This window comes from Fodinicola feengrottensis (genome assembly GCF_010993775.1).
Taxonomy (GTDB): Bacteria; Actinomycetota; Actinomycetes; order Mycobacteriales; family HKI-0501; genus Fodinicola; species Fodinicola feengrottensis.
In genome coordinates this window covers 1-25,447 of the sequence record NZ_WOTO01000089.1, presented here as the reverse complement: position 1 = coordinate 25,447, position 25,447 = coordinate 1, and the positions used below count along the sequence as shown (strand labels likewise).

Below are 25,447 nucleotides of genomic sequence, written 5' to 3'. Positions count from 1 at the left end.
CATTTGACGCCGTCGAGCCGCTGTCGAACTAGGATCCACACCCACCACAGGCCAAAACCGGCGGCTAGCGGGATGGTGGTGCTTTTGGTCAGTACGGCCATGCCCAGGGTTATGCCGGTGATGGCGGCCAGCCACCAACTGCCCTTGCCGTCCCGGAATTCCAGCACCAGGCTGGCGAAACCGAGCAGGAAGAACCCGGCGATCAGGTCGTTGGAGGTGCCGGACGCCTGCACGACCAGCGCCGGCGCGGTAAGGGTGAGGACCGCGGCCAGCATCCGGCCGGCCCGGCCGCAGCCGAGCTGGCGGGCGATCCGGTACGCGACGATGCCGCACGCCAGCGCAGACGCCCACTGCATCAGCGGGGTCGCCCAGATCGTGTCGCCCAGCACCCGCAGCGTGAAGCTCAGGTATTCGCCGCCCGGCGCGTAAGTCACCTGGCGATAGATGATCGACGCGTACGGGTAGATGGAGTCGTTCAGCCGCCAGTGCTCCAGCCGCGCCAGGTGATACGTCATGCTGTCCTGGGTGTTCGGCAGCCACACTTGGCCAAGGATCAGCTCCACCAGCGCGAAGGCCGCCATAGCGACCACGGCCACCCACTCGTACGCGTACACCTGACCGGCCCGCGCCCTGACGACGGACCACCACTGGCGAGGGTGTGCGTCAGCCGGGATCTCGCTCCCGCCACGCCGCCAGCGCAGCACCAGGACTGCTGCCAGCGCGAGGACCACCACGACCCAGACCAGGACCAACGCCAGCCTGGTCGCCGCCGACGGGATCGACAGCAGCTCCAGCACGACCACCGCGGTGACACTGGTCAGCACTCCTGCGCGCAGCACCAGTCCACTCAGGTCGGCGCCGGGGCGTTTGAGCAGAAAGAAAAAGAGGGCCCCGGCGATGGCCGGCAACGTTGCCAAGGTCACCAGTCGAACGATACAGGTGGGGTTCTAGTGCGGTGGATTCTGCGGCCAGTTGAGGGTGTTCTCGCCCGCATAGCCGGCCGTCGGCGGGTCGTTCGTACCGGCGCCGACCAGCGGCGAACCGGCCGGGCCGCCGCCGAAGGGAGCCGGCTGGCCGCCGTACCCGCCGTAGCCACCCGGGCCGCCGAAGCCGCCGACCGCGGCCGGCCGGGCCCGCCAGCGGGCCCACTGGGACGGCACCACGATCGGCATCACTCCGACCAGCCCGACGATCATCGCGCCGCCGCTGACCACCAGGATCGACAGGCCGTCACCGATCGGCTGATAGACCCCGAGCACCGACACCAGCGCCGACGGGATCAGCGCGAGCACGGTCAGCACCAGGAACGGCAGGCCGACGATGAAGCTCGCCAGCGGCGACATCCGGGTCGCGATCAGCATCGCGTAGACGACTCCGCAGGCCGCCAACACCAGCAGCGGCAGCACCAGGCGGCTGGGGGGATGATCGCGAACTGTGCATACGCGCTGTAAGTCTGTTTCACGCTCCAGCCGACGCCGATCAACATCAGCGGGGCGAGCAGGATGCCCAGCACCAGGCCCAGGATGTGACGCATGGCCGCCCTCCTATGATTTCGGGTTTGGCCGGACCTTAGCAACGTCGTACGGGCCGGGGCGGGACTCTGGAAAAGCTGTGCCCTTCAGTCCTCCAACAGCGCGGCGAGATGGGTAAACTGCCCGCCACGCAACCATTCCTCCCAGCCTGGCCGCTGTCGCAGCTGCGCGAATGCGGTCCGCGCGGACCGCAGGTCGCCGCGCCGGGCGGCCTCCATCATCGCGTACACGTCCCGCGGCCCAGCCGGCCCGAGCAGCGCCAGTGTCGCCGAGTCGGAGTTCTCGTACGCGCGCTGAAGCAGCAGCAGCCTGTTCAGCTCGCTGAGCGGATCGCGCGGGAGTCGTCCACCCGCAGATCGAGCGAGATCTCGTCCCACGGTTCGGCGCCGCGGTTCGCGCTCACCACCAACAGCGCCGCCGACTGCCTCCCACGGAGGTCGCCGCCGGCCCGCTCGCCGGCCTGCAACGCGGCCAGCAGTCGCTCGGCCAGCTTCGCCGAGCCGGGCCCTGTTGGTGCATTCATGGTCATCGCGTTAGCCATCGCGGGCAGGACCTCGGCGTTGGCCAGCATGTTCCCCTGCACGGCCCAGCCGTCCCCGGTCAGGTGCCCGGCGACCGCGAGACAGTCGACGCCGGTGTGGACCGCGACCGTACCGTCCGCCGCCAGCATCGCCACCTGCCGTACGGATGGGTCGGTGTCCGCGCCGAGCAGCTCGGTCAGCGTCACGTCCGGCCGCTGGCCGGTCGCCAGCCGGGCCAACCCGCGCGGCCCGTAGCCGCGTCTGGTTTGGGACTGCGTCGCCACCGCGCCGACACCGCAGAGCGCGTACGGGGGACGGCCCTGCCGACGGCGAGAACACACGAGGCCACCGCGACCGCGAGCTCCCCACTGCCCGGATCACGGGCCACGATCGAGTACGTCATCCAGCAACCCTAGGCACGTTTTGTCGCCTCCGACGAACACCGGTCCCGTCCAACGCGCTCGATGTCGGTGGGCCTTGGCGCCGATGTTGGGATCTCGACTCTCCCCCCGGAATCAAGACGACTTCGTCGTCCAAAGCCCTCTAGCCGGCGGTGAGGCAGGAGTGCGCGGCGGGGAGCGGGTCCGTGCTGGTCGGTGGACCTGGGTGCAGGAGATAGGCGACAGCGCCGCGGCCGGGGTGGACTGCGGTGTCGACGGTGCCATAAGTGCGCAGAGCCTCGGGGAGGCCGGTGACCTCGTACGGCTGGCTGCCGGCCACCAGCAGCCACACACGGGTGGCGTTCGCGAACAGCGGTTCGGCGGGATGGGCCTGGCAGGTGGCGTCGGCGGGGGGGCGAGCGAGAGCGAACACACCGCGAAGCTTGGGACTGCCGGTGCGGCGCCAGTAGATCCGGGTGAAGGCGGCCGCGGCGGTGTCGGCGAGTACGACGTCACCGGACTTCAGTTGGGTGCTTACGCCATCCAGCAGGAGATGGACGGGTGGCAACGCGGCGCGAGTGGCGGCGACGGCGCTGGCTGAGGTGAGGACGCGGTAGCCCATGCCGGACACCAGCAGCACGATGGCGACCGCGGCGGCGGCGCCGACCCTGGTGGGGTGCCGCCAGGGCGCTGGGGCTTCCTCGGCGGCGTCAGCGACCCAGTCCGGCGAGTCGGCGGCTGTACGGGCGCCGTCGACGGCCGCGCCGAGCAGCAGGAGGACGGACGGCACGACCCAGAGAGCGGCCCGCTCCCAGAGCGGGTACGTGCCAATGGTGGTGGTCAGGGCGGCGGCCGCCAGCGGGGCGAGGACGAGCAGGCCGTCGAACGGGCGGCGGATGAGCAGACGTACGGCACCCAGGACCGCGGCCAACGACGGCCACCGCGACCGCCGCGTCCAGTGGATTGGAGGCGAAGTGGCCGACGAGTTGGCTGGTCCACGCGGTGGTGGTGCCGCCATTTGGCGGGAAGGCGCCGAGCCGCTGCCAAGCGTCCCGCAGGGCTGAGTCGGCCGCCGACGGGCGGAGCGCGACCAGCCAGTCCAGCGCTAGCGCGGCCCAGAAAAAATCAGGCTCCAGATCGCGAAACCGGCTACCCGTACCCACCCACTGCGACCGCAGCACCATCTCGATCAGCAGCGCCAAGGCCAGTGCTGGCACTGTGATCACGGCGGCCTGGCTGACCAGCAGAGACACCGCGCCCAGGCCCCACCAGCCGGCCATCGCCCGGCGATCCTCGGTGTGTCTCACGGCCACCGCGGTGCCGATCAGGACGACCGTGCCGAGCACTTCGAACGAATACTGCCCGGCGGTCGCCGATGCGAGCACCAGAAACTGATTGGCGGCCGCCAACATGAGCACGGTGAAGGCGCCGGCCAGCGGGAGCAGCCGGGCCGCCAGGATGACCAGCAACGCGGTGGCCGCGAGGTCCGCGAGCAGCGAAGGCGCGTGCAGGACACGCTCGTCGGTGCCGCCGAGGTCCACCAGCACGCCCTGCAGCCACAGCCAGCCGGGCGGAGCGGTCTGCAGGCCCAGGCCATGCGTCGCCCAGCTGGAGGCGCCCAGCACGGTCGCCTCGTCGGCAGTCAACGTGTGCGTGTTCCACCAGGCGCCCAACCGCAACCACAGGCCGTACCCGATCGGCAGCACCAACAACAGCCAGAACCAGCGAGCCAGCTGAGGCGGGAGCGGACGATACGGCCGGCGGGGCGGCGGCTGCGCAGGCTCGATCAGGCCGCGCGACCGGGTGTGCTTGCGGCCGGTCGCGACCGGCTCAACCGGGACGCCCCGGGGCATCTCCGCAGCCTAGGCGCGCTTGCGGGCCCGGATCTTGCCCAGGATCCACAGCGCTTCCACACCGTCTTTCCAGGTGATCTTCTTGCCCTGCTCACGGCCGCGGGCACGGTAGGAGACCGGCACCTCGTACGGCCGGATGCCGCGCTTGAGCAGCTTGCCGGTGACCTCGGCCTCCATGCCGAATCCGGGTTCGCGGATGTTGAGCTTGCGATACATCTCCAGCGGCATCAGCTTGAAGCAGGTCTCCAGGTCGGAGATATACGCGTTGTAGAGCACGTTGGCGGCCATCGTCACGCCCTTGTTGCCCATCACGTACCAGAACGAATACGCCGAGTGCGAGCCGAAGGTCCGGGTGCCGTACACAACCTCGGCCTCACCGTCCAGCACCGGCTCCAGCAGCGACGGGATCTCCTCCGGCGCGTATTCCAGGTCGGCGTCGCAGATGATCATGTAGTCACCGGTCGCGGTGGCCACCGCGGTCCGGATCGCGGCGCCCTTGCCCTTGTTGACCGGGTGGTCGCGGCGGGTCAGCCGGGAGTCGGTGATGTCGTCGAGCACGGCCGCGGTGGAGTCCCGGCTGCCGTCGTTGACCACGACGAGCTCGATCTCGCACGGATACTCCACTCCGAGCACGCGCTTGATTGCGGCGGCAAGAGTGCGTTCCTCGTTGAACACAGGCATCAGCACGGACAACTTCATCTAGCTCGAGCTCCCTGGGTTTGTCGTCTCGGCACCACCGGTGAGCATATCGGCGATGCGGAGTGACACCGCCCTCCGCCCCGGAAGGTGGCCGGTCAAGCACCCTGTCGGGACCGGTGAAGGTGGTCTGACCAGCGTCGTCGGCTGCGTTGGCAACGACGCCGGTACCAGGCATTCGTACGCGACCGCCGTGGTGTTACCTGTTTCGCCGCCGCCTTTCAACGAACCTCAGACACAGGACACTAGGAGGTGGCGGCTTGGAGGAGGAGGTCGGCGGCGCGGGCGGCGCCACCGGCGGCGAGGGAGGCGGCACGCATGGCGGCGACGCGGTCGCGGTATGCGGGAGTGTCGACGATAGAGACCGCTTCGGCGAGGCGTTCGGCGGTGGCCTCCTCGGGTGGTACGTGGACGCCGAGGCCCAGCTCGGCGACCCGTCGAGCGGTCATCTCCTGCTCCATCATCTGCGGCACGACGACCATCGGTACGCCGTTGGCGATGGCCTCCTGGGTGCTGTTCATCCCGCCGTGGGTGATGAAAACCCGGCTGCGCTCAAGGACCTGAAGCTGCGGGACGTGTGACGCCAACGTGAAGTTGTCCGGTGCGTCCGGAAAATCGTCGGCCGAAAGTTTGCTCCCGTGCGCCAGCACGACCGGTCCGGCATCGGCGAAGGCTTTCATGCAGGTACGGAAAAAAACTCCTCCTGCTGGTTGAAGACCGTGCCGAGCGAGATGAACAGCACCTGGTCGCCACCGAGCTCGAGGTGACCGCCCCGGTCATCCAGCGACGGCCCGACGAACTGGACACTGTCATCAAGACTTTCCCTGTCAGGATGGAATTCCGCCGGCATGGAGACGATGGTCAGCGCGGCGCCTCGCGAGTGAAGAACTCCATCGAATCATCGATGGTCACGCCGTATTTGGTGGCCACCGCCGCGAGCCGGACCGGGTCGATGAACGGCTCACCGGACTGCTGGAGCCTTGCTCGCATCATGTTCGCGGCCGGCGAGTTGCGCCCCATCACGTACGAAGGGGAAATCGCCGCGGACTTGACGTCCCTTCCGGTGACCGCGAGTTTGCCCCACAAGCCCATGCTTTCGTAGACGACCAAATCGGGGTCCAAAGTGGACAGGTAGTCCTGCAGCGGTTCTGCGAGCCGATCCGCGCGCTCGGCCAGCATGCCGAAAAGCCGTCCGAACGGCGGCGTTTTTCCCGGCTCCGGCTTCCACTGCGCGCCGACGATCGAGTCGCTGAAGTCGTCGGCGTATCCGACGAACTCGGCGCCAGTGGCGAGCACCGCCGCGCGGAACTGCTCGCTGACGAAATAGCTCACCCGGTGTCCGCGGCGGACCAGCTCACTGGCCATCGCGAGGCTTTGGGTTCACGTGCCCGAACGCGGGCATGAGGACAAAAGCGAAAGTGGTCATCGTATGTCTCCGTTTGGACGACTCTTACCGGTCGGCAGGTTAGTGCGCTGGGATGTACGTTATGACGCGACTAGCCGGCCGTCAAGTAAGTGCTCAGTGATCTCTCAGGGGGCGTCTTTCCAGGCGCCCTCTCAGGCGGACCGCTTGTCGTACATGCCCGTGAAGGCATCCCAGAGCTGTGCGTAGCGGCCATCGAGGTCGAGCAGCTGGTCGTGAGTGCCCTCCTCGACGATCCGGCCGCCGTCCAACACGATGATCCGATCGGCACGGGAAGCGGTGGTCAGCCGGTGCGCGACGACCAGGGTCGTACGCCGGCGGGTCAGCGCGTCGGTCGCGCGGTTGACGGCGGCCTCGCTCGCCACATCCAGCGCCGCGGTGGCCTCGTCCAGCAACAGGATGTCCGGGTTCACCAGCTCGGCGCGGGCCAGCGCGATCAGCTGCCGCTGGCCGGCCGACAGGCCCCGCCCTCGCTCGCCGACCGGATGGTCATAGCCACCGGCCAGCGATGCGATCATCCGGGCCGCCCCGACCGCTCGGGCCGCCTGCGCGATCGCCTCGGCAGTGGCGTCCGGCCGGCCGTACGCGATGGCCTCACCGACGGTGCTGCCGAACAAGTACGGCTCCTGCGGGACCAGCCCGAGCCGCTGCCGGTAGCCGGCCATGTCCAGCTCACGCAGGTCGACGCCGTCGACCCGAACGGCACCGGCGGTCGGGTCGTAGAACCGTGCGACCAGCTTCATCGCGGTCGACTTGCCGGCTCCGGTCTCACCGACCAGCGCGACCGTCTCTCCCGGTGCGATCCGCAGGCTGACACCGGACAGTGCCTCGGTTTCGGCCCCGTTGTAGGCAAAGTGCACGTCTTCGAGGACGATTTCGCCGGTCAGCTGGGGAACCGGCCGGGGATCTTGCGCTTGTGGCGTGGATGTGGGCGTACGCAACAGGTCGACAGTCGTCGAACGCCGACCGCGGCCTGCTGGTAGCTGTCGAAAACCTGCGAAAGCTGTTGTACGGGCGAGAAGAACAGGTCGACGTACAACAGGAAGGCGATCAACACGCCGGCCGTCAGCAGTCCACTGTGGACCTGGCTGGCGCCGACCCAGAGGATCAGCGCGGTGGCCGCGCCGGACAGGAACTCCACAAACGGGAAGTAAATCGAGATATAGCGCTGCGTACGAGCCCGGACCTGCCGGTATTCGTCGCCACGGGACTGGAAAGTGGCCATGTCGTGAGCTTCCCGCCGATACGCCTGGCTGACCTGCAAACCGGCGATGTCCTCGGCGAAAGCCGCGTTGACACCACTGACTTTTTCCCGCGCCAGTGTGTAAGCCGGCACGCTCTTGCGTCGGAACCACACCGTGGTCAGCGCGAGAATGGGCAGTGCCGCGGCCAAAACGAACGTCAGCTCGGCGTCCAGCGCCAGCATCGCGACCAGCACGCCGCCGAGCGTCAGGACGCTGACCAGGACCGTCGCGAGCCCGCTCTGCAGGAACGTGGAAAGCGCGTCCACGTCGGTCGTCATCCGGGTCAGAATGCGACCGGACAGCTCCCGCTCGTAATAGTCGAGTCCCAGTCGTTGCAGATGCGCGAAAGTCTTGATTCTGAGGGTGTAAAGCAGCCGCTCGCCGGTGCGCCCGGTAATCAACTGCTCGCCGGTCGAGATGACCCAGTCGACCAGCACGATCACCAGCGCCGCCGCCGCGCTGACCAGCAACACCGACAGGGACTGGCGGGGGACGCCGTCGTCGACACCGGTGCGTACGAGCGCCGGCACCAGCAGGTTCGCGACCGCGTCGGCGAGCACCAGGGCCAGCCCCGCGAGCAGTGGCCAGCGCAGCGGTTTCAGTAATCGGCGCAACGAAAAGTCCGGCTCCGGCAGCCGGGCCGCCGGCTCGTTCACGGCCGGGTCGGTGTCGGTCGGCATCGCGGCCAGCCGCCGGTCGGCGGTCTTGCGATCGAGCGGACCGTCCGCGAACAGGCTTTCCCGTACCGGCGCCTTGGACGGCTTGTCGTTGGTCCCGACCACCGCGAGCCGCCGGCCGTCGGCCTCTGGAGCGGCCTTTTCCCCTTGCGCGGACGAATCCTGACCTGCTTCCAGTCCCGACAGCAGCTCGACGAACAGCGGACAGCGGGCGTCCAGCTCCTGCTCGGTGCCGATGTCGACGAGCTTGCCGGCATCCAGCACCGCGATTCGGTCGGCGAGCGCGAGGCTGGAGCGGCGGTGCGCGATGAGCAGTGTCGTACGCTCCGCCAGCTCCGGTCGCAGCGCGAAGTGGATCTCGCCCTCGATGGTCGCGTCAATCGCGCTGGTGGCGTCGTCCAGGACCAGGATCCGCGACCGGCAGAGCAGCGCGCGCGGGCCAGTGCGACCCGCTGCCGCTGGCCGCCGGACAGCGTCAGGCCCTGCTCGCCGACGACCGTGTCATAGCCGTCCGGCAGCTCGCTGATATAAAACCGTCTGCCTGCGCAGTCCGGGCGGCCGCGATGACCTCGGCCTCGGTGGCGTCCGGGCGGCCGTACGCGATGTTGGCGCGGACCGAGTCGGAGAACAGGAAGCTGTCCTCGAAGGCGATCGCCATCGCTCGCCGCAGCGAGTCGGTGGTGGTGGCTCTCACGTCCAAGCCGCCGACTCTTATGGCGCCTTCTTGCACGTCGTAGAAGCGCGGGAGCAGCTGCGCGATCGTCGACTTTCCGGAACCGGCGGTGCCGACCAGCGCTAGCGTCTCGCCCGGTCGCACGGTCAGTGAGACGCCGTCCAGCACCGGGCGATCGTCGTCGTATCCGAAACGTACGTCCTCGAGCTCGATCGACAGCGGGCCGTCCGGCAGCGCGACCGCGTCCGGCGCCTCGGTGAGCGTCGGGCGGGTGTCGATGACCTCCATGACCCGCTCGATGCTCGCCCGGGCCTGCTGGCCGATGGTGAGCAGCGTGGCGAAGGACCGGACCGGGCCGACGAACTGGCCGAGGTAGGTGGTGAAGGCGAGGAAGGTGCCGAGCGTGACCTGGTGATGCAGAGCCAGCACTCCGCCCAGCGCCAGCGCGGCAACCTGGCCAATCGCCGGCACGGCCTGCAGGGCCGGTGCGTAGCGGGCCGTCAGCCGTACCGACCGCATCCGGGCGCCGAACAGCTGCCGGGCCTGGCCGGCCAGCCGGTTGAGCTCGCGTTCCTCCTGGCCGAAGCCCTTGACGACACGTACGCCGGTGATCGCCGCCTCGACGACGCCGGCCACCTCGCCCTCTTCGTGCTGGGCGGCCCAGTTTGCCGGGAAGAGGTCGCGGCGGCTGCGGTACGCGATGATCCACAGCACCGGGGCGATGGCGAGCGCGATCAGGGTCAGGACCGGCGACAGCCACAGCATCGCGCACCAGCGAGATCACGAACATGAGCAGGTTGCCGATGATCATCGGCATGAACGCGAGCAGTCCTTGGACGAGCGTCACGTCCGAGATCGACCGGCTGACCACCTGCCCGGTGTTGAGCTGGCCCTGTCGGGTGCCGTCCAGGCGTTGCAGCGCGCCGAGCAGGTCGTTGCGCAGGTCGTACTGGACATTCAGCGACAGCCAACCGGCGTGGTAGCGGCGCAGGAAAGCGCCGCCGAACCGGCCGGCGCTGAGCACCAGCATCAGGAGCACCCAGCCGACGATCGACGGCTGAGCGAGGCCGTGGTCGGCCACCACCGTGTCGACCACGTGCTTGGTGATGAGCGGCATCACCGCCGCGAGCCCGGCGGCGGTGACAGCGCCGCCAAGCGCCAGGAACATGCGGTAGCGGTGGCGGAAGCAGTAACCAAGCAGACGGCGCAGCCAGCCGGGCCCAGATGGTTGTTGACTTGAATCGTTCACGCCGTAATCACATAAGCGATTCTAACGAGCCCTGCCGACATCCTCTGATTCGTTTTGTCATGCCCTTTAGACGACCCTGGTGACCCGCTCGTCGGACTCGATTTGTTCGGTCAGCTCGTCGTCCGCGTTGCGTACGACCACGATCGATCCGCCCACCACCAAGGGCGCGAGCAGCCATTCCGTCACCGGCGTCTGGTCGGCCGCGTGGATCAGCACCCGGTCGCCCTTACGCAGGTCGAACGCGGCTGCCCGGGCGCCGGCGGCTTCGTACAGCTCCGCGTGCGTCTGACCAGCTCTGGCCAGGTCATCCGGGCCGACCGGCGACACCGGGACGAACCGGTCGCCGTACGCCCGTACCTCCGACACGAAGTCCTCCGCCCCGGCCGGCACGTCGGCGCTGATGCCCGTAAGGCTGTCCATTCCGACTATGTAGGTGTCCGTCGCGTGCAGCGCGAGCGCCTCCTTCGCCGTCTCGTCGCCACAGAAGGCCACCTCGCAGGCGCCATCAACCAGCGCCAGCCCAGCCGCCCAGGTCCCGAGCACCACGGCCGCGTGCAGCCAATGCGGCGGCAACAACACCGCTGCCCGGTCGCCGGCGCCCAGGCCCAGCCCGTCCACCAGCATGTTCGCGGTCTTCGCCGCCCAGTTGTCCAGCGTCGCGCCGGAGAGCTCGATGCGCATCCCGATCGCGTTGTCGTAATAAGTCAGCAGCGGGCTCCCCGGATCCGCCGAGATCCGCTCCGCCACCACTGCCGGAATCGTCTGTGGAGTCATCCCGTCAGCTTCTCCTGCCACCGCCACTGCTGGCACCTCGGCCTGGAGGTCGCCGCCACCACTCGCCGAATGCAACGACACTGCTCGGTTTTGTCCGTTTTATGGACCGTATCGTTACATTCGCGGCTGCTCGAGCGCTCAGGAGTCACTCGAGTCGCAGGGGGGTAACGCTGAGCCCGGAGTGTGAGACTCTAATCCCGACATATGGGAATTAGTCCGGTCAGCCGCATTCTGCTGTTCTTATTGGGACTGGTGGGATCAACTTTCACCACCAGTAACCGGATTCCGCAAACAACGCCGCCACATACCCCCACCCAGTACCCAGGTCACCCACAGTCAAAAGCCGCACCCACGCCGGGTCTTGCCACCATGCCCTTAAGTTAAGCGTTTCGCCTGCTCGGAATGGGTGTCGGAGTGCTGGCGGGGTCGGCCGAGTCTGTGTCGAAGTTGTTGGTCTTGTTCAGTTTGCCTACCCAAAAAGGACAATTCAGTCCCATGTCCGTTTTGGGTAGGCAAACTGAACAAGATCAACAACAAATCTCACTACCAGTAGCAACAAGCACGTGGCTGGGTGACGCTGAGTGTTGCGGGCTGCTGACGTGCGTCGCGCTCGTCCCCCCTTGCGCGGACCGAGACCGCGGCGCTGTCTCGCCGACCTGCGGAAAGACCCAGCTCATCCCCTCGCCTCGCGCATCCAAATATGGGCTCTAACCTGCACAAACAGCTCTTAGCTTAAGGGCATCGCCCCCCACAAACGTGATGCTGGTTCGTTCTCCCCGTCGGCGGGCGAAGCCCTACCGCACGTCCGGGGTCGGCGGCGGCCCACAAAAAACCCGGGCACCGCACCCAAACCCGGCCGCCGACCCCGGACGTGTGGTAACCCCCAGGCGCCGACGGGAAGAACGAACCTCGCCACCCCGTACCCAAGCCGAACCCCGCCCGTCCCGTTCTTCCTTGAGGCTCCGCCCGAAGGGCACCCCACCCGCTGCACAATCGGATTCCGATTGTGCAGTTCTACATAGGGGCGCGGCGCGAAACTGTCGTACCCACCTCGAAAAAAATCACCCCCCACCCAGTGACGGGTGGGGGGTGGGTTTGAGGACCGATGTTCAACTAAAAATTAAGGTCCACCTCTCGACCCACCCCCCGCCCGTTCAAAGGGAGGGGGAAAGAAAAACAGACACCTACGACAATTTCGCGCCGCTACGGCTTGTCGCGGCTAAACCAGCCACACAGGTTTCCATCCCGACCCCGCCCGCGCGGTGGCCGGAGGCCGCCCAGGTTCGTGGCGGTGGGGTGCCCGCTCTTTGGGCGCCCCGGCGATGCGAACCGGACGCGCCGCCGCAGGAACTGCGGCCAGAGGCACGCGCCGGCCCAGACACGTCCTGTTGCCCGGTTTGAGATGAAATGGTGCACTTGGTGCAATTGTGGCGGGTGGGGCGGATGAGGGGTCGACAAACATGAACCGAGTGCTGGCTGGGCTGGGTGCCTTCAGCCTGATCGTCGCGGGCGCACTAGCCGCGCCGCCCGTTGTGCAAGCCGCCCCGAAACCGGTTGTGACCAGCGAGAACGACGTCGAGCTGGGGGATTTCGCGAAGCCGAAGCCGGAGGTGATGCGGGCCGAAGGACTGCCCGACGGAGCGCCCTTGTCCACCGACGGCATGGTGACCAAAACAGCAAAACCGCCGACCCTGCGGCTCACTCGTACGAACCTGAAGCCGTTCTCCATGGTGGGCGTCACCTGGCAGTACGACAGCGCGGTCGACGGGGTGTCCGTCGCCGTACGGACGAAGTCCGGGGCGTCGGAGTGGTGGTCGACCTGGCAGGCTGAGGGGCTCGACGACGCCGCTGACGACCAGCCTGATCAGCGCGGCGGCAGTGCGCCGATCTGGACCGGGCCGGCGGACGCGATCGAGGTGGCGGTCAGTACGGTCAGCGGCGCGGCGCCGCGCGACCTGCGGCTGGCGCTGATCGACCCCGGCACCTCCCCGGCCGACGCGGACGACTCGCTCGCGACACCAGCGGTCTCCGAACAAGTTCCCGAAGTGGTCCCTGCGAGAGCAGAGAAAGGCATCCGGGGTTCGGCGCCGATGCCGCGGATTTACCGCAGGCAGTCCTGGGGCGCCGACCCGCGAATGATGACGTGGAAACCGACGTACTCGCCGATGGTCAAGGCGGTCGCCTTTCACCACACGGTCAACTCGAACACGTACACCGCGGCCGAGGTGCCGGCGATCATCCGGGGGATCTACCACTACCACGCGATCACCCACAAATGGGGCGACATTGGCTACAACGCCCTGGTCGACCGGTTCGGCGGATCTGGGAGGGGCGGGCCGGCGGAGTCAACCGGGCGGTGATCGGCGCGCATGCGGGCGGGTTCAACTACGAGACGTCCGGGATCGCGATGATCGGCGACTTCGCTACGGCCAACTTGCCGCAGTTGATGAAGAACGCGGCCGCCGCTTTCATCGCGTGGAAGCTCAGCATGTACCACGTCAGCCCGAACTCCACGGCCACGCTCACCGGCGGCCCGAACACGCTTTACAGCGCTCGGGTGACCGTCAAGGTGCCGACGGTTTTCCCGCACCGGCAGACCAGCAACACGGACTGTCCAGGCGAAGGTGGCATGCGCGCCTTGCCAGGAATTCGTTACCAAGCGTTGCACCGCATCCATTAATCGCCGCACAGCTGTACGGCGATGGAAACCGAATGGGAGTCAATGCGACGTCCGTCACCACCGGGCCGGCCGGTCGTCGTAGGGTAGGGCCGTGTGTGCCCACGGATGACCTACTGCGCGGGTGCGTGATCGGCGTTGACTGAATCTGTCTCGGCGGTCGGTCGAGTGCTCATCGACGCCACCGCTGTTCCGGCCGACCGCGGCGGCGTGGGCCGCTATATCGACGGCCTGGTGCCGGCGCTGGACGCGATCGGGTGTGACCTCGCGATCGCGTGTCAACGCTCGGACGCTGAGCGGTACGAGCGGCTGGCGCCATCGGCGACGGTCATACCGGGCCCGGCCGCGGTCAGTCGCCGGTCCGCCCGGCTGGCGTGGGAGCAGACCGGCTTGCCGCTGGTCGCCCAGCAGGTGAACGCGAAGGTCATCCACGCGCCGCACTACACCGCGCCACTGCGCTCGTCCTGTCCGGTGGTGGTGACCGTCCATGACGCGACCTGGTTCACCGAGCCAGCGCATTACGAGCGGGCCAAGGGCACCTTCTTCCGGTCGGCCATCCGTACGTCCCTTAAGCGCGCGCGCGGCTCGCGTGCTGGTGCCGTCCAAGGCAACCCGGGACGAGCTGATCCGGCTGTTGGACGCCGATCCGACCCGGCTGGATGTGGCTTATCACGGCGTCGACGCGGAGCTGTTCCACCAGCCCGACGACGCCGAGCGGGCCCGCGTACGCTCGCGGCTCGGTCTGGTCGGGCCGTCCTGTCCCGGCGGCTATGTGGCCTTCCTCGGTGCCCAGGAGCCGCGCAAGAACGTGCCGAACCTGATTCGTGGTTGGGTGAGCGCCTGCGAGCGGCGGGCGGACCCACCGGCCCTGGTCATCGCCGGTGGCTCCGGGCACGACAGCGAGATCGACCAGGCGATCGCCGAGGTGCCGGCCCGGCTGCGGTTGCTGCGCCCGGGCTACCTGCGGTTCGCGGACCTGCCCGGGTTCCTTGGCGGCGCGGACGTGGTCGCCTACCCGAGCCACGGCGAGGGCTTCGGCCTGCCGGTGCTGGAGGCGATGGCCTGCGGTGCCGCGGTGCTGACCACGCCCCGGCTGAGCCTGCCGGAAGTGGGCGGCGACGCGGTCGCGTACACCGAAGAGGACGCCGCCCGGATCGGGACGGACCTCGCCGCGCTGCTGGACGATCAGCCGCGGCGGACCGCGCTCGGGGCGGCGGCGCACGACGCGGGCCGCGCAGTTCACCTGGGCGTCCAGCGCCGAGGCGCACGTGGCCGCGTACGCGCGAGCAGTCAGTCCGTGACCGGAGCTCTTTACGCTGTTATCCCGGCCGGTGGCAGCGGCACCCGGCTGTGGCCGCTTTCCCGTTCGGCCGCACCGAAAAATTCCTGCACCCGCTGGGCGGCGGTTCCCGGAGTCTGTTGCAGTCCACTGTGGACCGGCTCGGCCCTTTGGTGGCAACGAAGGAAACCCTGGTCGTCACCGGGGTGGCGCACGCGGCCGGGGTGGCTCGGCAGCTGTCCGACGTGCCGACCGGCAACATCCTGATCGAGCCGTCGCCGCGCGACTCGGGGCCGGCGATCGGGCTCGCCGCGGCGGTGTTGCACCACCGCGACCCGGACGCGGTGATGATGCGTCTTTCTTTCGCCTCTGACCACGTCGTACGCGACCAGGAAGCGTTCGTACGAACCATTCGTACGGCGGTGGAGCTCGCCGGCACCGGCCTGCTGGTCACCGTCGGAATGACCCCGACCCGTCCGGAGACCGGCTACGGCTATCTCAGGCGCGGCGGTCCGCTGGCGGTCGACGGTACGTACGAAGTCGTCGCTTTCGCCGAAAAAAAAAACCGGCGTACGAGGTGGCCAGGTCCTATGTGGACTCCGGCGACTATCTGTGGAACGCCTCGATGTTCGTCTGGCGGACCGACGTGTTCCTGGCCGAACTGGCTCGCGAACTGCCCGAACTGCACGCTGGCCTGCAGGAGATCGCGGCCGCCTGGGACGGCCCCGATGCGAACGCCGTTCTCGGTAGGATCTGGCCCACTTTAACGAAAATCTCGGTCGACCACGGCGTGATGGAGGCCGCGGCCACGCGTGGAATGGTGGGCACCGTGCCGGCCGACTTCGGCTGGAGCGATGTCGGCGACTACGACTCGGTCGCGCAGGTCGCCCCGCCGGCTCCCGGCCAGCCGGTTATCCTTGGCGACGCTGAGAAAGTGCTGGCCATCGACAGCGCGGACGCGGTCGTCGTACCAGGTTCGGACCGGTTGGTCGCGGTGCTCGGCATGCCGGGCGCGGTGGTCGTGGACACCCCGGACGCGGTCCTGGTGTGCCCACGATCTCGTTCCCAGGAAGTGAAATTCGTCGTGGAAGCCCTCAAAGCGGCCGGTCGTACGGACCTGTTCTGACTTTGTTTACGGCCAGGCCGGGGTGATCGCCGGGCCGTTGGTGTGGGTGAAGTCGACCACGTCGCCGAGCTGCGAAGACCGCAGGAACCAGTCCGCGTCGGCGGGCAGCAGTTGGGCGCCGGCGGTGTTCGCGTTGTTCGTCTTGCCGATCTGGTCGGCGGCCCACGGCGCCGCGTACGTGTAAACAGAACCGCTCAGCTGCACCACGGACTGCACATCGACGTGGTAATAGCCGGGCGTTCCAGGGCGGCCGTCAGTGAAGAACCGGTGGTCGAACAGTCCGCTGACCACGGTGCTTCCCCGCACGGTTGGGTGAGCGGAATTTCCCAGTGATAGTGGGAAAGTGTGCACGATATGGCCATCGGACCGGACGGTCGCCAGGTGCTGCTCGCCGTCCATGGTGGTGATCTGGGCCGCGCCGGTCGTCATCGAGAGAGTGACGTCGTTGGCGAACCGCTGCCCGCCGCCGGTCCCGCGCCCGGCCAGCGCGATCCGCAGGGTGACCTGGGTGTGGCCGGGCCACTGGCTGGCCGGGAAGAAGGCAGCTCGTACGACCGAGGGCGCCAGGTTGTCCGTCGGGCCGTCGACGGTCGGCGTCTTGGACAGCCAGCGCCATTGGCCGCTGACCGCCTGCCCATCGACCTGTACGACGGCCGCCTTCTCGACCGCGGCGCGGTCGGAGACCGTCGCGGCGAAGCCAATCAACAGTGGCATACCGACGCCATAAGTCCTGCCAGCGGTGTGTCCAACACGTTGACGCGTACGCCCGAGCCAGCCGCGGCTGGCACGCCCGCGTTCCGGTTCAGGACAGTGAACGTCCCGGCTACCGCCACCACCGCGAGGACCGCGGCGGCCGCGACCAGCGGGCCGAGCCAGCCGCGTCGTATGACGGCCGGTTGCGGCGCGCGAAAGGGAGGCGGCTCGCGGTGATCACTGATCGCTGTGATGGCCTTGTCCCGCAGTGCGTCGCGGACGAGTGTCTCGAGGTCGTTGTTCATGCCAGCTCTCCCAGCGTGGACCGCAGCCCGGCCATCGCGCGGCTCGCGTTCGACTTCACCGATCCGGTGGAGATGCCCAGCGTGTTGGCGATCTCCTGTTCGGACAGGCCCGACCAATACCGCAGGATCAGCACCTCGCGTTGGCGCCGGGGGAGTCGGCGTACGGCCGCGAGAGCCTGCCGGTGCTCCTCGGACAGCAACAGCGGGGCGTCCGCGCCGGCGGTCTGTTCTGGTTCGGCCACCTTGAGGTGGCGACGGCTGACCTGCCGCCGGCGCAACACCGTACGGGACAGGTTCAGCACGCAAACCCGCAGGTAGCCGACCGCCGCGTCGGGGTTCTTCAGCGCATCCTGCCGGCGGTGCAGCGCGACGAACGCGTCCTGCACCACGTCCTCGGCGCTCTGTACGTCGTCGACCAGCAGCACCGCCAGCCGTATCATCGGCCGCCACCAGGTGGCATAGAGCTCAGGGATGTCGATGCGGCCCCCGGCCGATCTGGCCGTCTGCTGCCGCACCTGCTCCGCCCCACTCACCGCGATCGTCACGAAGAATAGTCGCGTGAGCGGGGCCGGAGGTTGTCAAAGCCGGGAACAAATGTCGGTCAGGTCGCCTGGGTGATCACGACTGGTCGCTGGTGCGGGTCGAGCCACCGGAGCAGCTGCACGATCGCGTCGTGCGGGCCTGCCACACAGCCGGCGGTCGCGTTTCCGTTCGTGACGTGGATGAAGAACGCCGAACCCTTGCCGGGCACCGCCGGCCAACGGTTGTAATTCATCACCACGGCGTAGTCGTACACCGGGCCGGCCTGCCCTAGGTTCTCGCTTTTGGTGGTGTCAAAGGGACATTGGGCGGCGGCGCAGTAATACGGCTCGTTGTAATACTTGCTGTTCACGTCCGACACCCACCCACCAGCGATCCGAGGTGCCGACGTACCGATAGGGCAGCCCGCTGCCCGGGTTGTGCTGCCGGCCGAAGGCCTCGGTCAGCGTGAACATGCCCTCCGGGGTGTAGCTGACATATTCGCTCGCGTCCTTGGAGATCCCGGGCGGCCCGACCCGCGCCGGCACGCTGAGTGTCTGCGCCCAGCCGTCCCGGTCGCGCTGCCAGAGGGACATCGTCGCGTGCGAGGAACCCTTCGGCGCCGACACGTAAACGACCTGCGATCCCGGCACTACCTTCGGGTCGAACGGCGTCTGCGCGGCCGCCGAGGCGGCTCCCGCTGTCATCGCCATCGGCACCAGCAGGCCGACCAACGCCAACACGACAACGGCTGCCCTACGTACATTCCCGATCTTCCTCGTCATGGGCAGAATCCTGCCGTCTTGCCCGCCTTGCCGCCACCGGTTCACCGCCGTACGTCCCCATCCGGCACGGAGAGCTAGCGCGGAGCGAGGGCCAGGCGGTGGAGGGCGGCCTCGACGAGGGCTTGTACGGACGAGTCGTCGGTAGGCAGTGCGCCGACCGGCCACCAGCGCAGGTCCAGGGACTCGTCGCTCCGTACGGGCTCGGCGCCTTCCGGGGCGACGGCGACAAACTGCACGTCGAGGTGGCGAGTGGGTACGCCCAACGAGCACTTGATGGCGTGCGTGTCCACAGCGGCCGGGATTGGGTCCAGGCGCAGGCCCGCGATGCCGGACTCCTCGGTGGCCTCGCGCAGGGCCGCCGCGGCCAGCGTCGAATCGTCCTCGCAGTGCCCACCCAGCTGCAACCAACGGCCTACTCGCGGGTGCAGGGTGAGCAAGATGTTGCTGTGATCGGCGGAAAGTACGGCCGCGCTGGCGGTCAGGTGGCCCGGCACGCAGGACCGCCGCATCGCGTCCGGGCGGGCGGCGAGAAAAAGGCCAGATATGCCTGCCGCAGCGAGTCCTGGGGATGCGATTCGGGTCGCCAGGAGTCCAGAGTGGACACCGCGTCGGCGTGTAAGCCGCTCACAGTTCGATCATGAAGTCGCTGGGGTCCCGCGGTGCCCGGGGCGTCGGCGGGGGGGGCCGGGTGGCCGACCGCGATGGTGCCCATCGGCTCCCAGTCGGCCGGCAAGGCGAGCTTTTCCTTCACTAGGTCGGAGCAGAACAGTGTGGAGGAAACCCAGCAGGAGCCCACATTCTCGGCGGCCAACGCGACCAGCAGGTTCTCCACGCCGGCGCCCATCGCGATGGTGAACATGGTGCGCTCGGCCTCGGACCGGCGGGCATCGGGATAAGGATGCGCGCCGTCGCGTACGACGCAGGGCACGATCAGCAGCGGCGCCCGGCGCATCAGGTTGCCGCGGCGCAGCCGCCGCTCGATCGCGGCCGGGTCGAACCCGTCCGCGCGCAGGTCCTGCGCCCACTGGTCCCGCATCGCGTCGAGCAGCTTCACCCGTCGGTCCGGATCGGTCAGCACCGCGAACCGCCACGGCGTGGTGTGATGCGGCGCCGGTGCGGTGATCGCGGCGGCAATTGCCCGTCGTACCGCCGAAAGATCCACTGGCTCGTCGGTGTAGTCGCGTACGGACCGGCGCAGGTGTACGGCCTCGCGACGGCCCTGGGCCAGCGCTTCGTCCGTACCAAGGGAAAACATGTCCATCTCAGAGTCGCGTACGAGTGCTGACGCGCCGCGCCCGTCGTCCACAGTGGACAGACCGGAAATCACCGCGACCGGTACGCCGGTGGTCTTGCCCTTGGCGAGTTCGGCGGCGGACGCGATCTGGTCGGCCTCAGCGACCTCGGTCATCTGCAGGTGGTTGCCGTAGGTGTCGGTTTCGCCGCGATGGTCGCGAAGGGGGGACAGACCGGCGACCCCGATCGCCACATCCACCACGCCGATTCGCCAGGCCCGGCCCATCGTGTCGGAAATGACGATGCCGACGGTGACGCCGAGCCTTTCGCGCAAGCCTTCGCGCAGTTTTCGGGCCGAGGCGTCCGGATCGACCGGCAGCAGGGCGAGCGCGTCAGTGGACACGTTGCTGGCGTCGACACCGGCTGAGGCGAGCACCAGCCCGCGGGTGTCCGCGACGATTTTGGTCGGCCCGCGGGTCGCCACCACTCGTACGGTCTCGGCGTCGATAGCGGCCTGCCGGGCCTGCTCGCGACCCTGCTCGTCGGACGGCGTGGAAATCAGCCGGCCCTCCGCCTTGCTGACGATTTTGCTTGTCACCACAACGATGTCGCCGTCGGCGAGCCAGGGCGCAGCCTTGCCGATGAGCTCGGCCAGGTCATCGCCGGGCCGCACCTCGGCGAGTCCGGTGACCGGCCGTACGCGCAACGGGGCCGGGTCGCGATCAGGCACGCTTTCCCACTTCCTGGGCCAAAGCGATGGCCGCATGCGCCATCGCGGCGGTGGTGTCCACATTGGTCATCCAGAGCGGTACGGCCCGAACTTCGATGCCATCAACGCTCGTACCAGCGTCGGTTTCGTCGACCAGCCAGCCATCGAGCAGGCCGCCGTCGCGGCGCGCGCCATAAAGCCGTGCGACACCGGCGGCGGAAACCTCGGCACCTACTACTGGCAGGCATTTCTCGGCCATCCCGCGGACCGCCGCGCCACCGATGATTGGTGACAGGCCAATGACAGGCGCCGCGGTTTCGGCCAGTGCCGTACGAATCTGGCCAATCGACAGGATCGTGCCGATGCTGACCACCGGATTGCTGGGCGCGATCAGGACGACATCCGCGCCGGCGATCGCGTCGACCACCCCGGGCGCGGCGCTCGCGTCCTCGGCGCCAGTCGGGACGAACTTCTCCGCATGCAACTGTGCGTGGTGGCGGATCCACCACTCCTGGAAATGCATCGCGCGCCGGTTGGTTCCCTGGTCGTCATCGGCGACCACGACGTGCGTTTCCACTCGGTCGTCGGTCATCGGCAGCACCCGTACGCCCGGTTGCCAGCGCTTGGCGAGCGCCTCGGTCACCGCGGAGAGCGGATAGCCGGCGTCCAGCATCCGGGTCCGGATCAGGTGCGTTGCGATGTCCCGGTCACCGAGCCCGAACCAGGTCGGCTCGGCGCCGTACGCCGCCAGCTCTTCCTTGACGGTCCACGTTTCCTTTTCGCGGCCCCAACCGCGCTCCGGATCGATGCCGCCACCGAGCGTGTACATCACGCTGTCCAGGTCGGGACAGATCCGCAGACCGTGCAGGGTCACGTCATCGGCGGTGTTGATAATGGCCGTCACCGATTCGGCCGGCTCGCCCGCTGGACCGGCCTCGGCGCGTACGCCCAGCAGGAAGCGGGACCCACCCGATGCCGCCGGCGAGCACAACAATGCGCATACGTCTATCCTCGCCCACCTTGCACCGTCGTCGCGGACCGGGTCACGAGGTGTTCCGCTTTGTTCTATGTGACAGGCTGGCGGCCGTAAGACCTGGCGAAGTCTGAGGGGGAAACCCGTGAGCACAGATAGTGACGCCGGTGGTCGCACCGACGTCCTGGGACCGTTCCGTCTACCGATCTGCTTCGCGCTGCTGCTCGGCCTGAACGCGGTTGTCCTGCTGATCGCGATCGAGCAGCTGATCATCCCGGCCGGCGGCGCCTCCTTCACCTACCGCGCGGCGCTGACGTTCGAGCAGTTCGTCGGGCTGGTGGTGGTGACGCTTCCGCTGATCGCAGCTGCGGTCGCCACGTACGTCGGGCCCAAGCTGCGGCTGGCCCAGGTGGTCGGCTACGTCGCCCTCGGCGAGTACGCGCTGGCCGCGCTGTTCGGGCTGATCAGCTTCGTCGCCGGGTTCTTCAACGGCGGTGGCGGTGAGAGCGGGCCGGCCACGGCCGACCTGCGCGCCACGGTGGAGGGCGCTCTCCTGCATTTGACCGAACTGGCGCTGCTGGCGGTGGCGATTCTCGCCGTCGTGAAGATCAGCGGCCTGCTTGACACCCAGAAGCGGGTGCCGTCGACGGCGTTCGCGCCGCCCGGGTATGGACAGCCTGGACCGCTCGGCCAGCAACTGGGCCAGCAGCCGGTCCAGATCGGTGACCAGGGCGGACAGCCCCAGCAATACGACCAGTTCGGGTTGCCGGTGGGCGAGCCGACTCCGGGCGCCGGATTCCCGCCGGTCGCTGTTTCGGGCAGCCCGGCCGCCCCGCCGTTCGCGGAGCCGGCTTCGGGCGTACCAGCGCCAGTCAGTGGCGCCTCGGTGAGCGGTCCAGGCGGTGGCGAGCCGGGTCTGTTCGGCGGTGGGCCGGTCCCGTCGGGCGGCCCTGGAGAGGGCGCGGGCAGCCCGTGGCCGTCGTCCGCGCCGCCGGCCAACGCCCCTTTGACCGCTCCCCCGCCGGGTTCGGTGCCGTTGCTTCGGACGGACCTGGGTCTTCGTCTGACGGCCCGTTCGGGAGTCGGTCGGACGGTCCCGGCGCCTTCGGGTCGCCGCCGCCGGCTTTGACTCCGCCAGCTTCGACTCCGCCAGCTTCGACCTCGCCCGCCTTCGGTTCCGCCGGCCCCTCGTCGGCCCCACCGGCTCCCGGCGGCGGTTTCGGCGCGCCGTCTCCGTCCTCCGCGCCACCCGCTCCAAGCGGTGGCTTCGGCTCGCCTCAGCCAGCGTCGGCTCCGCCCGCTCCGGGCGGTGGTTTTTGGGTGGTACGCCCGATGGTCCCGGCTTCTTCGGGTCGCCGCCGTCGGGTCCAGGTGGTGGTTTTGGTGGACCGTCCGATGGCCCGGGTGCTTTTGGCTCACCGCCTCCGTCGTCGGCGCCGCCGGCTCCGGGTGGTGGCTTCGGCGGGCCTTCTGATGGTCCGGGTTTTGGTACGCCGCGTCCCGCGTCCGCTCCGCCGGTACCCAGCGGCGGTTTCGGTGGACCGTCCGACGGGCCTGCTTTCGGAGGTCCTTCCGGGCCGCCGGCTCCGGGCGGTCCGGGGATATGATGATATGACGGCCCCTCTGGGCCGGCCGGCCCTGGTGGTCCGGGCGGGTTCGGGGGTCCTTCCGGTGCTGGCTACGGTGCTCCGGGCGGTCCCGCTGCTCCGGCCGGTCCCAGTGACCCCGGCAGTCCCAGCGGCAGTGGGTTTGGCCCGCTGCCCGGCCCCGGAAGCTTCGGCCCCGGCGGCCCCGGCGGTCCGGGTGCTCCTGGTGGTCCGGGCGGCCCCGGCGCTCCTGGTGGGCCCGGCGGTCCGAGTGCCCCTGGTGGACCGGGCGGACCCAGCTCGTACGGCCCAGGGCCTGGTTCCTTCGGCCCTGGCGGCCTGAACGGTCCTGGTGGTCCCAGTGGCCCCGGTGGACCGACCGTGCCCAGCGGCCCACCTGCTCATTCGTACCCCGGCCCCGGCGGTCCTGCCGGTCCGGGCGGTCCTGGCGGGTACGGCCCGCCGCCCGGACAGGGCGGCTATCCCGATCCTGGTGGCTACCGGCCGCCGCCCGGCTACGGTGGTCCGCCGCCGGTGCCGGCCGGCCCTGGTGGTCCACCGCCGGTGCTAGTCGGTCCTGGTGGTCCTGGTGGCCCCGGATATCCGCCGCCTCCGGGCAGCCCATATGGCGGTCCGCCGCCGGAGGGTCCGCCCGGATACGGCCCGCCCGGTGGCCCTGGTCGACCCGCTGGCCCCGGTTATGGTGGTCCGTCCGCGGCACCCGGCTGGGGTGCTCCTGGCGAGCCTGCGGCCGGCCCCCGGCCCCGCCTACCCGGGTGGACCGGGCGCTCCCGGCCGGTACGCCGCTCCTGGCGGTCCGGCTGGTCCTGGCGGTCCCGCTGGCCCGCCGTCGACGCCAAGCTGGGGTCCGCCGCCACCGCAGCCGCCCACGCAGGGTGGGGCGCATTCGTCGCCGTACCCGCCGGCCGGCGAGGGCCCGGACGACGGCTCGACGCGGATGTGGACCATGCCGAACGCGAACGCGCCCGAGCCGCCGCGCTTTGGTGGCTTCACGCCGCCCCCGGACCCGCCGGCCGCGTCATTGCCGCCGGGCCCGCCCGGGCCGCCACCCAGTGCGGTGTGGGGCGCGCCACAGTCGGCTCCGGAACCGGCCTCGTCGTACTCGCCTGACGACGATGACGACCAGCACACGCAGGTCATCTCGCCGGAAATGCGGGAGGCCGTGGAGCGCGCCCGGCGCGAGGGGCGCGGCACCGACTCTTGAGGCGTGGCAATAGATTGGCGGCTGATCGGTGCTACCGGTCAGCCGCCTCGACACGCCCGTTGTTGGCAGGACACGCCCAGCGGCCGAGGGTAAGGCGAAGCGGATCGCTGGGACCGGAATGTCTGGAGTACGCGGGCGCATGACGAACGCTTCGGGATCTGGGGCGGGCTGTCCGAACGGAAGCGCCGCAAGCTCAAGCGCCGGGTCAGCTGACGGACACTGCGCTGCCGCATGGGGATGCGGCGGCTCAGCTTTTCGCGGACCCGTTCGGCCCCTCGGGGCCTTGCTCACCGGTCGTCCGGTCGATGCCGAGCAGGTTTCGCCACCTGCTCCACGATGACGTCGTGGACCAGGTGGCCGCGAGGTCCTCGCGATCCATCGCGCGGACTTCCAGCGGTCGCCGATAGAGCACGATTCGGGCGGCGCTTCGGCGGCCGAACGGGATGGCAGCAGCCGGGCCAGCGGCACTTCGCCGTCTTCAGCACACATCCGATCATATGCCGGAAGCTCTGGGGGCACGTCCTCGACCGCGAACTCGACCCGGGCAAGCTGGCTGGCCCAGCGCGCCTCCCAGGTGCTCGACCGCGTCGAGCACCAGGTCATCGAACGCTGCTGGGACCGGCTGCGCGAGAGGCGGCAAACCGAGGACACCGAAGGACCGGCGCGAGGAGGCCCCGGGCCCCGGCGATCACCCCGGCCCGGCAGATCACGCGGTTCGGTGGCGCGCGTCTATAGCTTGGGGCGTTGCGTGGCGGGCATGTGTCCGAGGTCGAGTGCTCTTCGAACTTCGGTCGACAGGTTCGGTCTGATTGTGTGTCGCGGGCCTGGGCGGCGCTTGCGTGTGGCGCCGGTCTTCGAACGGTCGGGGGGCTAACGTGCCCGTGGTGCGAAGATGACTTAGAGTCTCAACCCGATGTTTAGTGTGCCTGACCGGATAGTGGGGTACGGCGGCTGAAGCATAGGCAGGAGAGTGGGCCCAGCGCGGCCACCGTGCCGGACCCGCTGCGCGCGGCTAGTGGTGCTGACCGGCGAGGTGGCTGTCAGGGCGGCCTGGGTCGGGCTAACGTGGGCCCGTCGTGAGGACTCACCGCAGCTCTCTCCGATCGGGATGCCCGCTGTCTCCGCCGGTCGCCACATCTACGTACGATTTATGCTGATCGTGACCGCCGTGGTGGGCCCACTGGCCACCTCGCACGAACCCAACACACGTACGACATGTGTGCCGTAGCCTGCGAAGGCCTGACGCGGAACGCCGCGGCTGGGGAGCTGGTCCGCCCGGATGGTGTGAACTTCGAGGTGCCCGCGCCCACCAGCG

29 protein-coding genes and 5 pseudogenes are annotated in these 25,447 nt (G+C 68.9%); 11 read left to right on the top strand and 23 right to left on the bottom strand.

The annotated features are described in order from the left end of the window. The 14 genes and pseudogenes from GNX96_RS45460 to GNX96_RS45405 all read right to left on the bottom strand — a co-directional run. Positions 1-923 (bottom strand): ArnT family glycosyltransferase (locus tag GNX96_RS45460; protein WP_163573623.1); only part of this gene is annotated, 923 nt, incomplete at its 3' end. Positions 924-947: 24 nt separating this feature from the next. Beyond that, complete coding sequence (locus GNX96_RS45455) at positions 948-1,406, bottom strand: hypothetical protein (RefSeq protein ID WP_163573622.1); 459 nt, start codon at positions 1,404-1,406, stop codon at positions 948-950. Continuing rightward, positions 1,355-1,534 carry a hypothetical protein gene (locus tag GNX96_RS45450; protein ID WP_163573621.1) on the bottom strand — a complete coding sequence of 60 codons (180 nt, stop codon included), beginning with the start codon at positions 1,532-1,534 and terminating at the stop codon, positions 1,355-1,357. Before GNX96_RS45450 ends, GNX96_RS45455 begins: the two co-directional genes overlap by 52 nt. Positions 1,535-1,618: 84 nt before the next feature. Then, entirely contained in the window at positions 1,619-1,909 is a 291-nt protein-coding gene (locus tag GNX96_RS60280; RefSeq protein ID WP_279583246.1) for a hypothetical protein, read from the bottom strand. Continuing rightward, entirely contained in the window at positions 1,846-2,337 is a 492-nt protein-coding gene (locus tag GNX96_RS60275; RefSeq protein WP_279583245.1) for a DUF1028 domain-containing protein, read from the bottom strand. Before GNX96_RS60275 ends, GNX96_RS60280 begins: the two co-directional genes overlap by 64 nt. Beyond that, the gene (locus GNX96_RS66715; RefSeq protein WP_390624331.1) at positions 2,256-2,456 is read right to left on the bottom strand and encodes a DUF1028 domain-containing protein; all 201 of its coding nucleotides are present in this window, start codon (positions 2,454-2,456) and stop codon (positions 2,256-2,258) included. The genes GNX96_RS60275 and GNX96_RS66715 overlap by 82 nt, the downstream gene beginning before the upstream one ends. Positions 2,457-2,596: 140 nt before the next feature. After that, positions 2,597-3,223 carry a hypothetical protein gene (locus GNX96_RS45440; protein ID WP_163573620.1) on the bottom strand — a complete coding sequence of 209 codons (627 nt, stop codon included), beginning with the start codon at positions 3,221-3,223 and terminating at the stop codon, positions 2,597-2,599. Then, a complete protein-coding gene (locus tag GNX96_RS45435) occupies positions 3,144-4,286 on the bottom strand; it encodes a hypothetical protein (RefSeq protein ID WP_163573619.1) in 1,143 nt (380 codons plus the stop codon). Before GNX96_RS45435 ends, GNX96_RS45440 begins: the two co-directional genes overlap by 80 nt. Positions 4,287-4,295: 9 nt before the next feature. Then, complete coding sequence (locus GNX96_RS45430) at positions 4,296-4,967, bottom strand: glycosyltransferase family 2 protein (RefSeq protein WP_279583244.1); 672 nt, start codon at positions 4,965-4,967, stop codon at positions 4,296-4,298. 260 nt (positions 4,968-5,227) lie between these two features. Continuing rightward, positions 5,228-5,632, bottom strand: coding sequence for a nucleotide disphospho-sugar-binding domain-containing protein (locus GNX96_RS45425; protein ID WP_279583243.1), 405 nt, complete (start codon positions 5,630-5,632; stop codon positions 5,228-5,230). Between the two features lie 26 nt (positions 5,633-5,658). Then, the gene (locus GNX96_RS45420; RefSeq protein WP_163573616.1) at positions 5,659-5,832 is read right to left on the bottom strand and encodes a hypothetical protein; all 174 of its coding nucleotides are present in this window, start codon (positions 5,830-5,832) and stop codon (positions 5,659-5,661) included. An 11-nt stretch (positions 5,833-5,843) separates the two neighbouring features. After that, complete coding sequence (locus GNX96_RS45415) at positions 5,844-6,347, bottom strand: glycosyltransferase (RefSeq protein ID WP_163573615.1); 504 nt, start codon at positions 6,345-6,347, stop codon at positions 5,844-5,846. A gap of 192 nt (positions 6,348-6,539) precedes the next feature. Beyond that, positions 6,540-10,248: pseudogene (locus tag GNX96_RS66710) on the bottom strand (ABC transporter ATP-binding protein). 66 nt (positions 10,249-10,314) lie between these two features. Then, positions 10,315-11,097: a TIGR03089 family protein gene (locus GNX96_RS45405; RefSeq protein WP_279583239.1), complete on the bottom strand. Its 783-nt coding sequence runs from the start codon at positions 11,095-11,097 to the stop codon at positions 10,315-10,317. A 1,385-nt stretch (positions 11,098-12,482) separates the two neighbouring features. Between GNX96_RS45405 and GNX96_RS45400 the strand changes: the two genes are divergently transcribed. The 6 genes and pseudogenes from GNX96_RS45400 (at position 12,483) to GNX96_RS60235 (ending at position 16,104) form a co-directional block, all read left to right on the top strand. Beyond that, positions 12,483-13,382 carry a peptidoglycan recognition protein family protein gene (locus GNX96_RS45400; protein WP_163573613.1) on the top strand — a complete coding sequence of 300 codons (900 nt, stop codon included), beginning with the start codon at positions 12,483-12,485 and terminating at the stop codon, positions 13,380-13,382. Next, the gene (locus GNX96_RS45395; RefSeq protein ID WP_163573612.1) at positions 13,379-13,702 is read left to right on the top strand and encodes an N-acetylmuramoyl-L-alanine amidase; all 324 of its coding nucleotides are present in this window, start codon (positions 13,379-13,381) and stop codon (positions 13,700-13,702) included. The genes GNX96_RS45400 and GNX96_RS45395 overlap by 4 nt, the downstream gene beginning before the upstream one ends. A gap of 165 nt (positions 13,703-13,867) precedes the next feature. Beyond that, positions 13,868-14,218: pseudogene (locus tag GNX96_RS66705) on the top strand (glycosyltransferase); the annotation flags it as partial. Positions 14,219-14,294: 76 nt separating this feature from the next. Continuing rightward, positions 14,295-15,245, top strand: coding sequence for a glycosyltransferase family 4 protein (locus GNX96_RS60245; protein WP_279583237.1), 951 nt, complete (start codon positions 14,295-14,297; stop codon positions 15,243-15,245). Beyond that, positions 15,131-15,478: pseudogene (locus GNX96_RS60240) on the top strand (sugar phosphate nucleotidyltransferase); the annotation flags it as partial. The gene GNX96_RS60245 and the pseudogene GNX96_RS60240, both read left to right, overlap by 115 nt. Positions 15,479-15,603: 125 nt before the next feature. Continuing rightward, complete coding sequence (locus tag GNX96_RS60235) at positions 15,604-16,104, top strand: hypothetical protein (protein WP_390624332.1); 501 nt, start codon at positions 15,604-15,606, stop codon at positions 16,102-16,104. 6 nt (positions 16,105-16,110) lie between these two features. Here GNX96_RS60235 and GNX96_RS45380 read toward each other — a convergent pair whose 3' ends face one another. From GNX96_RS45380 to cofD, 8 genes and pseudogenes are all read right to left on the bottom strand, one after another. After that, positions 16,111-16,818 carry a L,D-transpeptidase gene (locus GNX96_RS45380; RefSeq protein ID WP_163573626.1) on the bottom strand — a complete coding sequence of 236 codons (708 nt, stop codon included), beginning with the start codon at positions 16,816-16,818 and terminating at the stop codon, positions 16,111-16,113. After that, entirely contained in the window at positions 16,806-17,102 is a 297-nt protein-coding gene (locus tag GNX96_RS45375) for a hypothetical protein (protein ID WP_163573611.1), read from the bottom strand. Before GNX96_RS45375 ends, GNX96_RS45380 begins: the two co-directional genes overlap by 13 nt. Then, a complete protein-coding gene (locus GNX96_RS45370) occupies positions 17,099-17,635 on the bottom strand; it encodes a SigE family RNA polymerase sigma factor (RefSeq protein ID WP_279583235.1) in 537 nt (178 codons plus the stop codon). The genes GNX96_RS45375 and GNX96_RS45370 overlap by 4 nt, the downstream gene beginning before the upstream one ends. A gap of 68 nt (positions 17,636-17,703) precedes the next feature. Further along, positions 17,704-17,994, bottom strand: coding sequence for a L,D-transpeptidase family protein (locus GNX96_RS66700; protein ID WP_163573610.1), 291 nt, complete (start codon positions 17,992-17,994; stop codon positions 17,704-17,706). Continuing rightward, positions 17,936-18,406 carry a hypothetical protein gene (locus GNX96_RS45360; protein WP_163573609.1) on the bottom strand — a complete coding sequence of 157 codons (471 nt, stop codon included), beginning with the start codon at positions 18,404-18,406 and terminating at the stop codon, positions 17,936-17,938. The genes GNX96_RS66700 and GNX96_RS45360 overlap by 59 nt, the downstream gene beginning before the upstream one ends. A gap of 74 nt (positions 18,407-18,480) precedes the next feature. Beyond that, on the bottom strand, positions 18,481-18,915 hold the full coding sequence (locus GNX96_RS45355; protein ID WP_279583234.1) for an NUDIX hydrolase: 435 nt from the start codon (positions 18,913-18,915) through the stop codon (positions 18,481-18,483). Further along, positions 18,885-20,369, bottom strand: a complete 1,485-nt coding sequence (locus GNX96_RS45350; protein WP_279583233.1) for a coenzyme F420-0:L-glutamate ligase — start codon at positions 20,367-20,369, stop codon at positions 18,885-18,887. The genes GNX96_RS45355 and GNX96_RS45350 overlap by 31 nt, the downstream gene beginning before the upstream one ends. Next, positions 20,362-21,349 (bottom strand): annotated as a pseudogene (cofD, locus tag GNX96_RS45345) (2-phospho-L-lactate transferase). Before cofD ends, GNX96_RS45350 begins: the two are co-directional and overlap by 8 nt. A gap of 117 nt (positions 21,350-21,466) precedes the next feature. On the opposite strand from cofD, the gene GNX96_RS45340 reads away from it, so the two are divergent. From GNX96_RS45340 to GNX96_RS45320, 5 genes and pseudogenes are all read left to right on the top strand, one after another. Then, complete coding sequence (locus GNX96_RS45340; RefSeq protein WP_279583232.1) at positions 21,467-22,450, top strand: hypothetical protein; 984 nt, start codon at positions 21,467-21,469, stop codon at positions 22,448-22,450. A 482-nt stretch (positions 22,451-22,932) separates the two neighbouring features. Beyond that, a complete protein-coding gene (locus GNX96_RS45335; protein ID WP_163573396.1) occupies positions 22,933-23,250 on the top strand; it encodes a hypothetical protein in 318 nt (105 codons plus the stop codon). A gap of 18 nt (positions 23,251-23,268) precedes the next feature. After that, entirely contained in the window at positions 23,269-23,478 is a 210-nt protein-coding gene (locus GNX96_RS45330) for a hypothetical protein (RefSeq protein ID WP_163573606.1), read from the top strand. A 9-nt stretch (positions 23,479-23,487) separates the two neighbouring features. After that, the gene (locus tag GNX96_RS45325) at positions 23,488-24,132 is read left to right on the top strand and encodes a hypothetical protein (protein ID WP_279583231.1); all 645 of its coding nucleotides are present in this window, start codon (positions 23,488-23,490) and stop codon (positions 24,130-24,132) included. A 116-nt stretch (positions 24,133-24,248) separates the two neighbouring features. Next, positions 24,249-24,345: pseudogene (locus tag GNX96_RS45320) on the top strand (WhiB family transcriptional regulator); the annotation flags it as partial. A 34-nt stretch (positions 24,346-24,379) separates the two neighbouring features. On the opposite strand, the gene GNX96_RS60225 reads toward GNX96_RS45320, so the two are convergent. After that, entirely contained in the window at positions 24,380-24,544 is a 165-nt protein-coding gene (locus tag GNX96_RS60225; protein ID WP_279583230.1) for a hypothetical protein, read from the bottom strand. Positions 24,545-25,447 lie beyond the last annotated feature (903 nt).

Coding starts and splice junctions, on each gene's coding strand:
- GNX96_RS45450 (WP_163573621.1), bottom strand. CDS start 1,534: ATGCGTCACATCCTGGGCCTGGTGCTGGGCATCCTGCTCGCCCCGCTG.
- GNX96_RS66715 (WP_390624331.1), bottom strand. CDS start 2,456: ATGACGTACTCGATCGTGGCCCGTGATCCGGGCAGTGGGGAGCTCGCG.
- GNX96_RS45435 (WP_163573619.1), bottom strand. CDS start 4,286: ATGCCCCGGGGCGTCCCGGTTGAGCCGGTCGCGACCGGCCGCAAGCAC.
- GNX96_RS45430 (WP_279583244.1), bottom strand. CDS start 4,967: ATGCCTGTGTTCAACGAGGAACGCACTCTTGCCGCCGCAATCAAGCGC.
- GNX96_RS45420 (WP_163573616.1), bottom strand. CDS start 5,832: ATGCCGGCGGAATTCCATCCTGACAGGGAAAGTCTTGATGACAGTGTC.
- GNX96_RS45415 (WP_163573615.1), bottom strand. CDS start 6,347: ATGGCCAGTGAGCTGGTCCGCCGCGGACACCGGGTGAGCTATTTCGTC.
- GNX96_RS45400 (WP_163573613.1), top strand. CDS start 12,483: ATGAACCGAGTGCTGGCTGGGCTGGGTGCCTTCAGCCTGATCGTCGCG.
- GNX96_RS60235 (WP_390624332.1), top strand. CDS start 15,604: ATGTTCGTCTGGCGGACCGACGTGTTCCTGGCCGAACTGGCTCGCGAA.
- GNX96_RS45380 (WP_163573626.1), bottom strand. CDS start 16,818: ATGCCACTGTTGATTGGCTTCGCCGCGACGGTCTCCGACCGCGCCGCG.
- GNX96_RS45375 (WP_163573611.1), bottom strand. CDS start 17,102: ATGAACAACGACCTCGAGACACTCGTCCGCGACGCACTGCGGGACAAG.
- GNX96_RS45360 (WP_163573609.1), bottom strand. CDS start 18,406: ATGACGAGGAAGATCGGGAATGTACGTAGGGCAGCCGTTGTCGTGTTG.
- GNX96_RS45355 (WP_279583234.1), bottom strand. CDS start 18,915: ATGCGGCGGTCCTGCGTGCCGGGCCACCTGACCGCCAGCGCGGCCGTA.
- GNX96_RS45335 (WP_163573396.1), top strand. CDS start 22,933: ATGACGGCCCCTCTGGGCCGGCCGGCCCTGGTGGTCCGGGCGGGTTCG.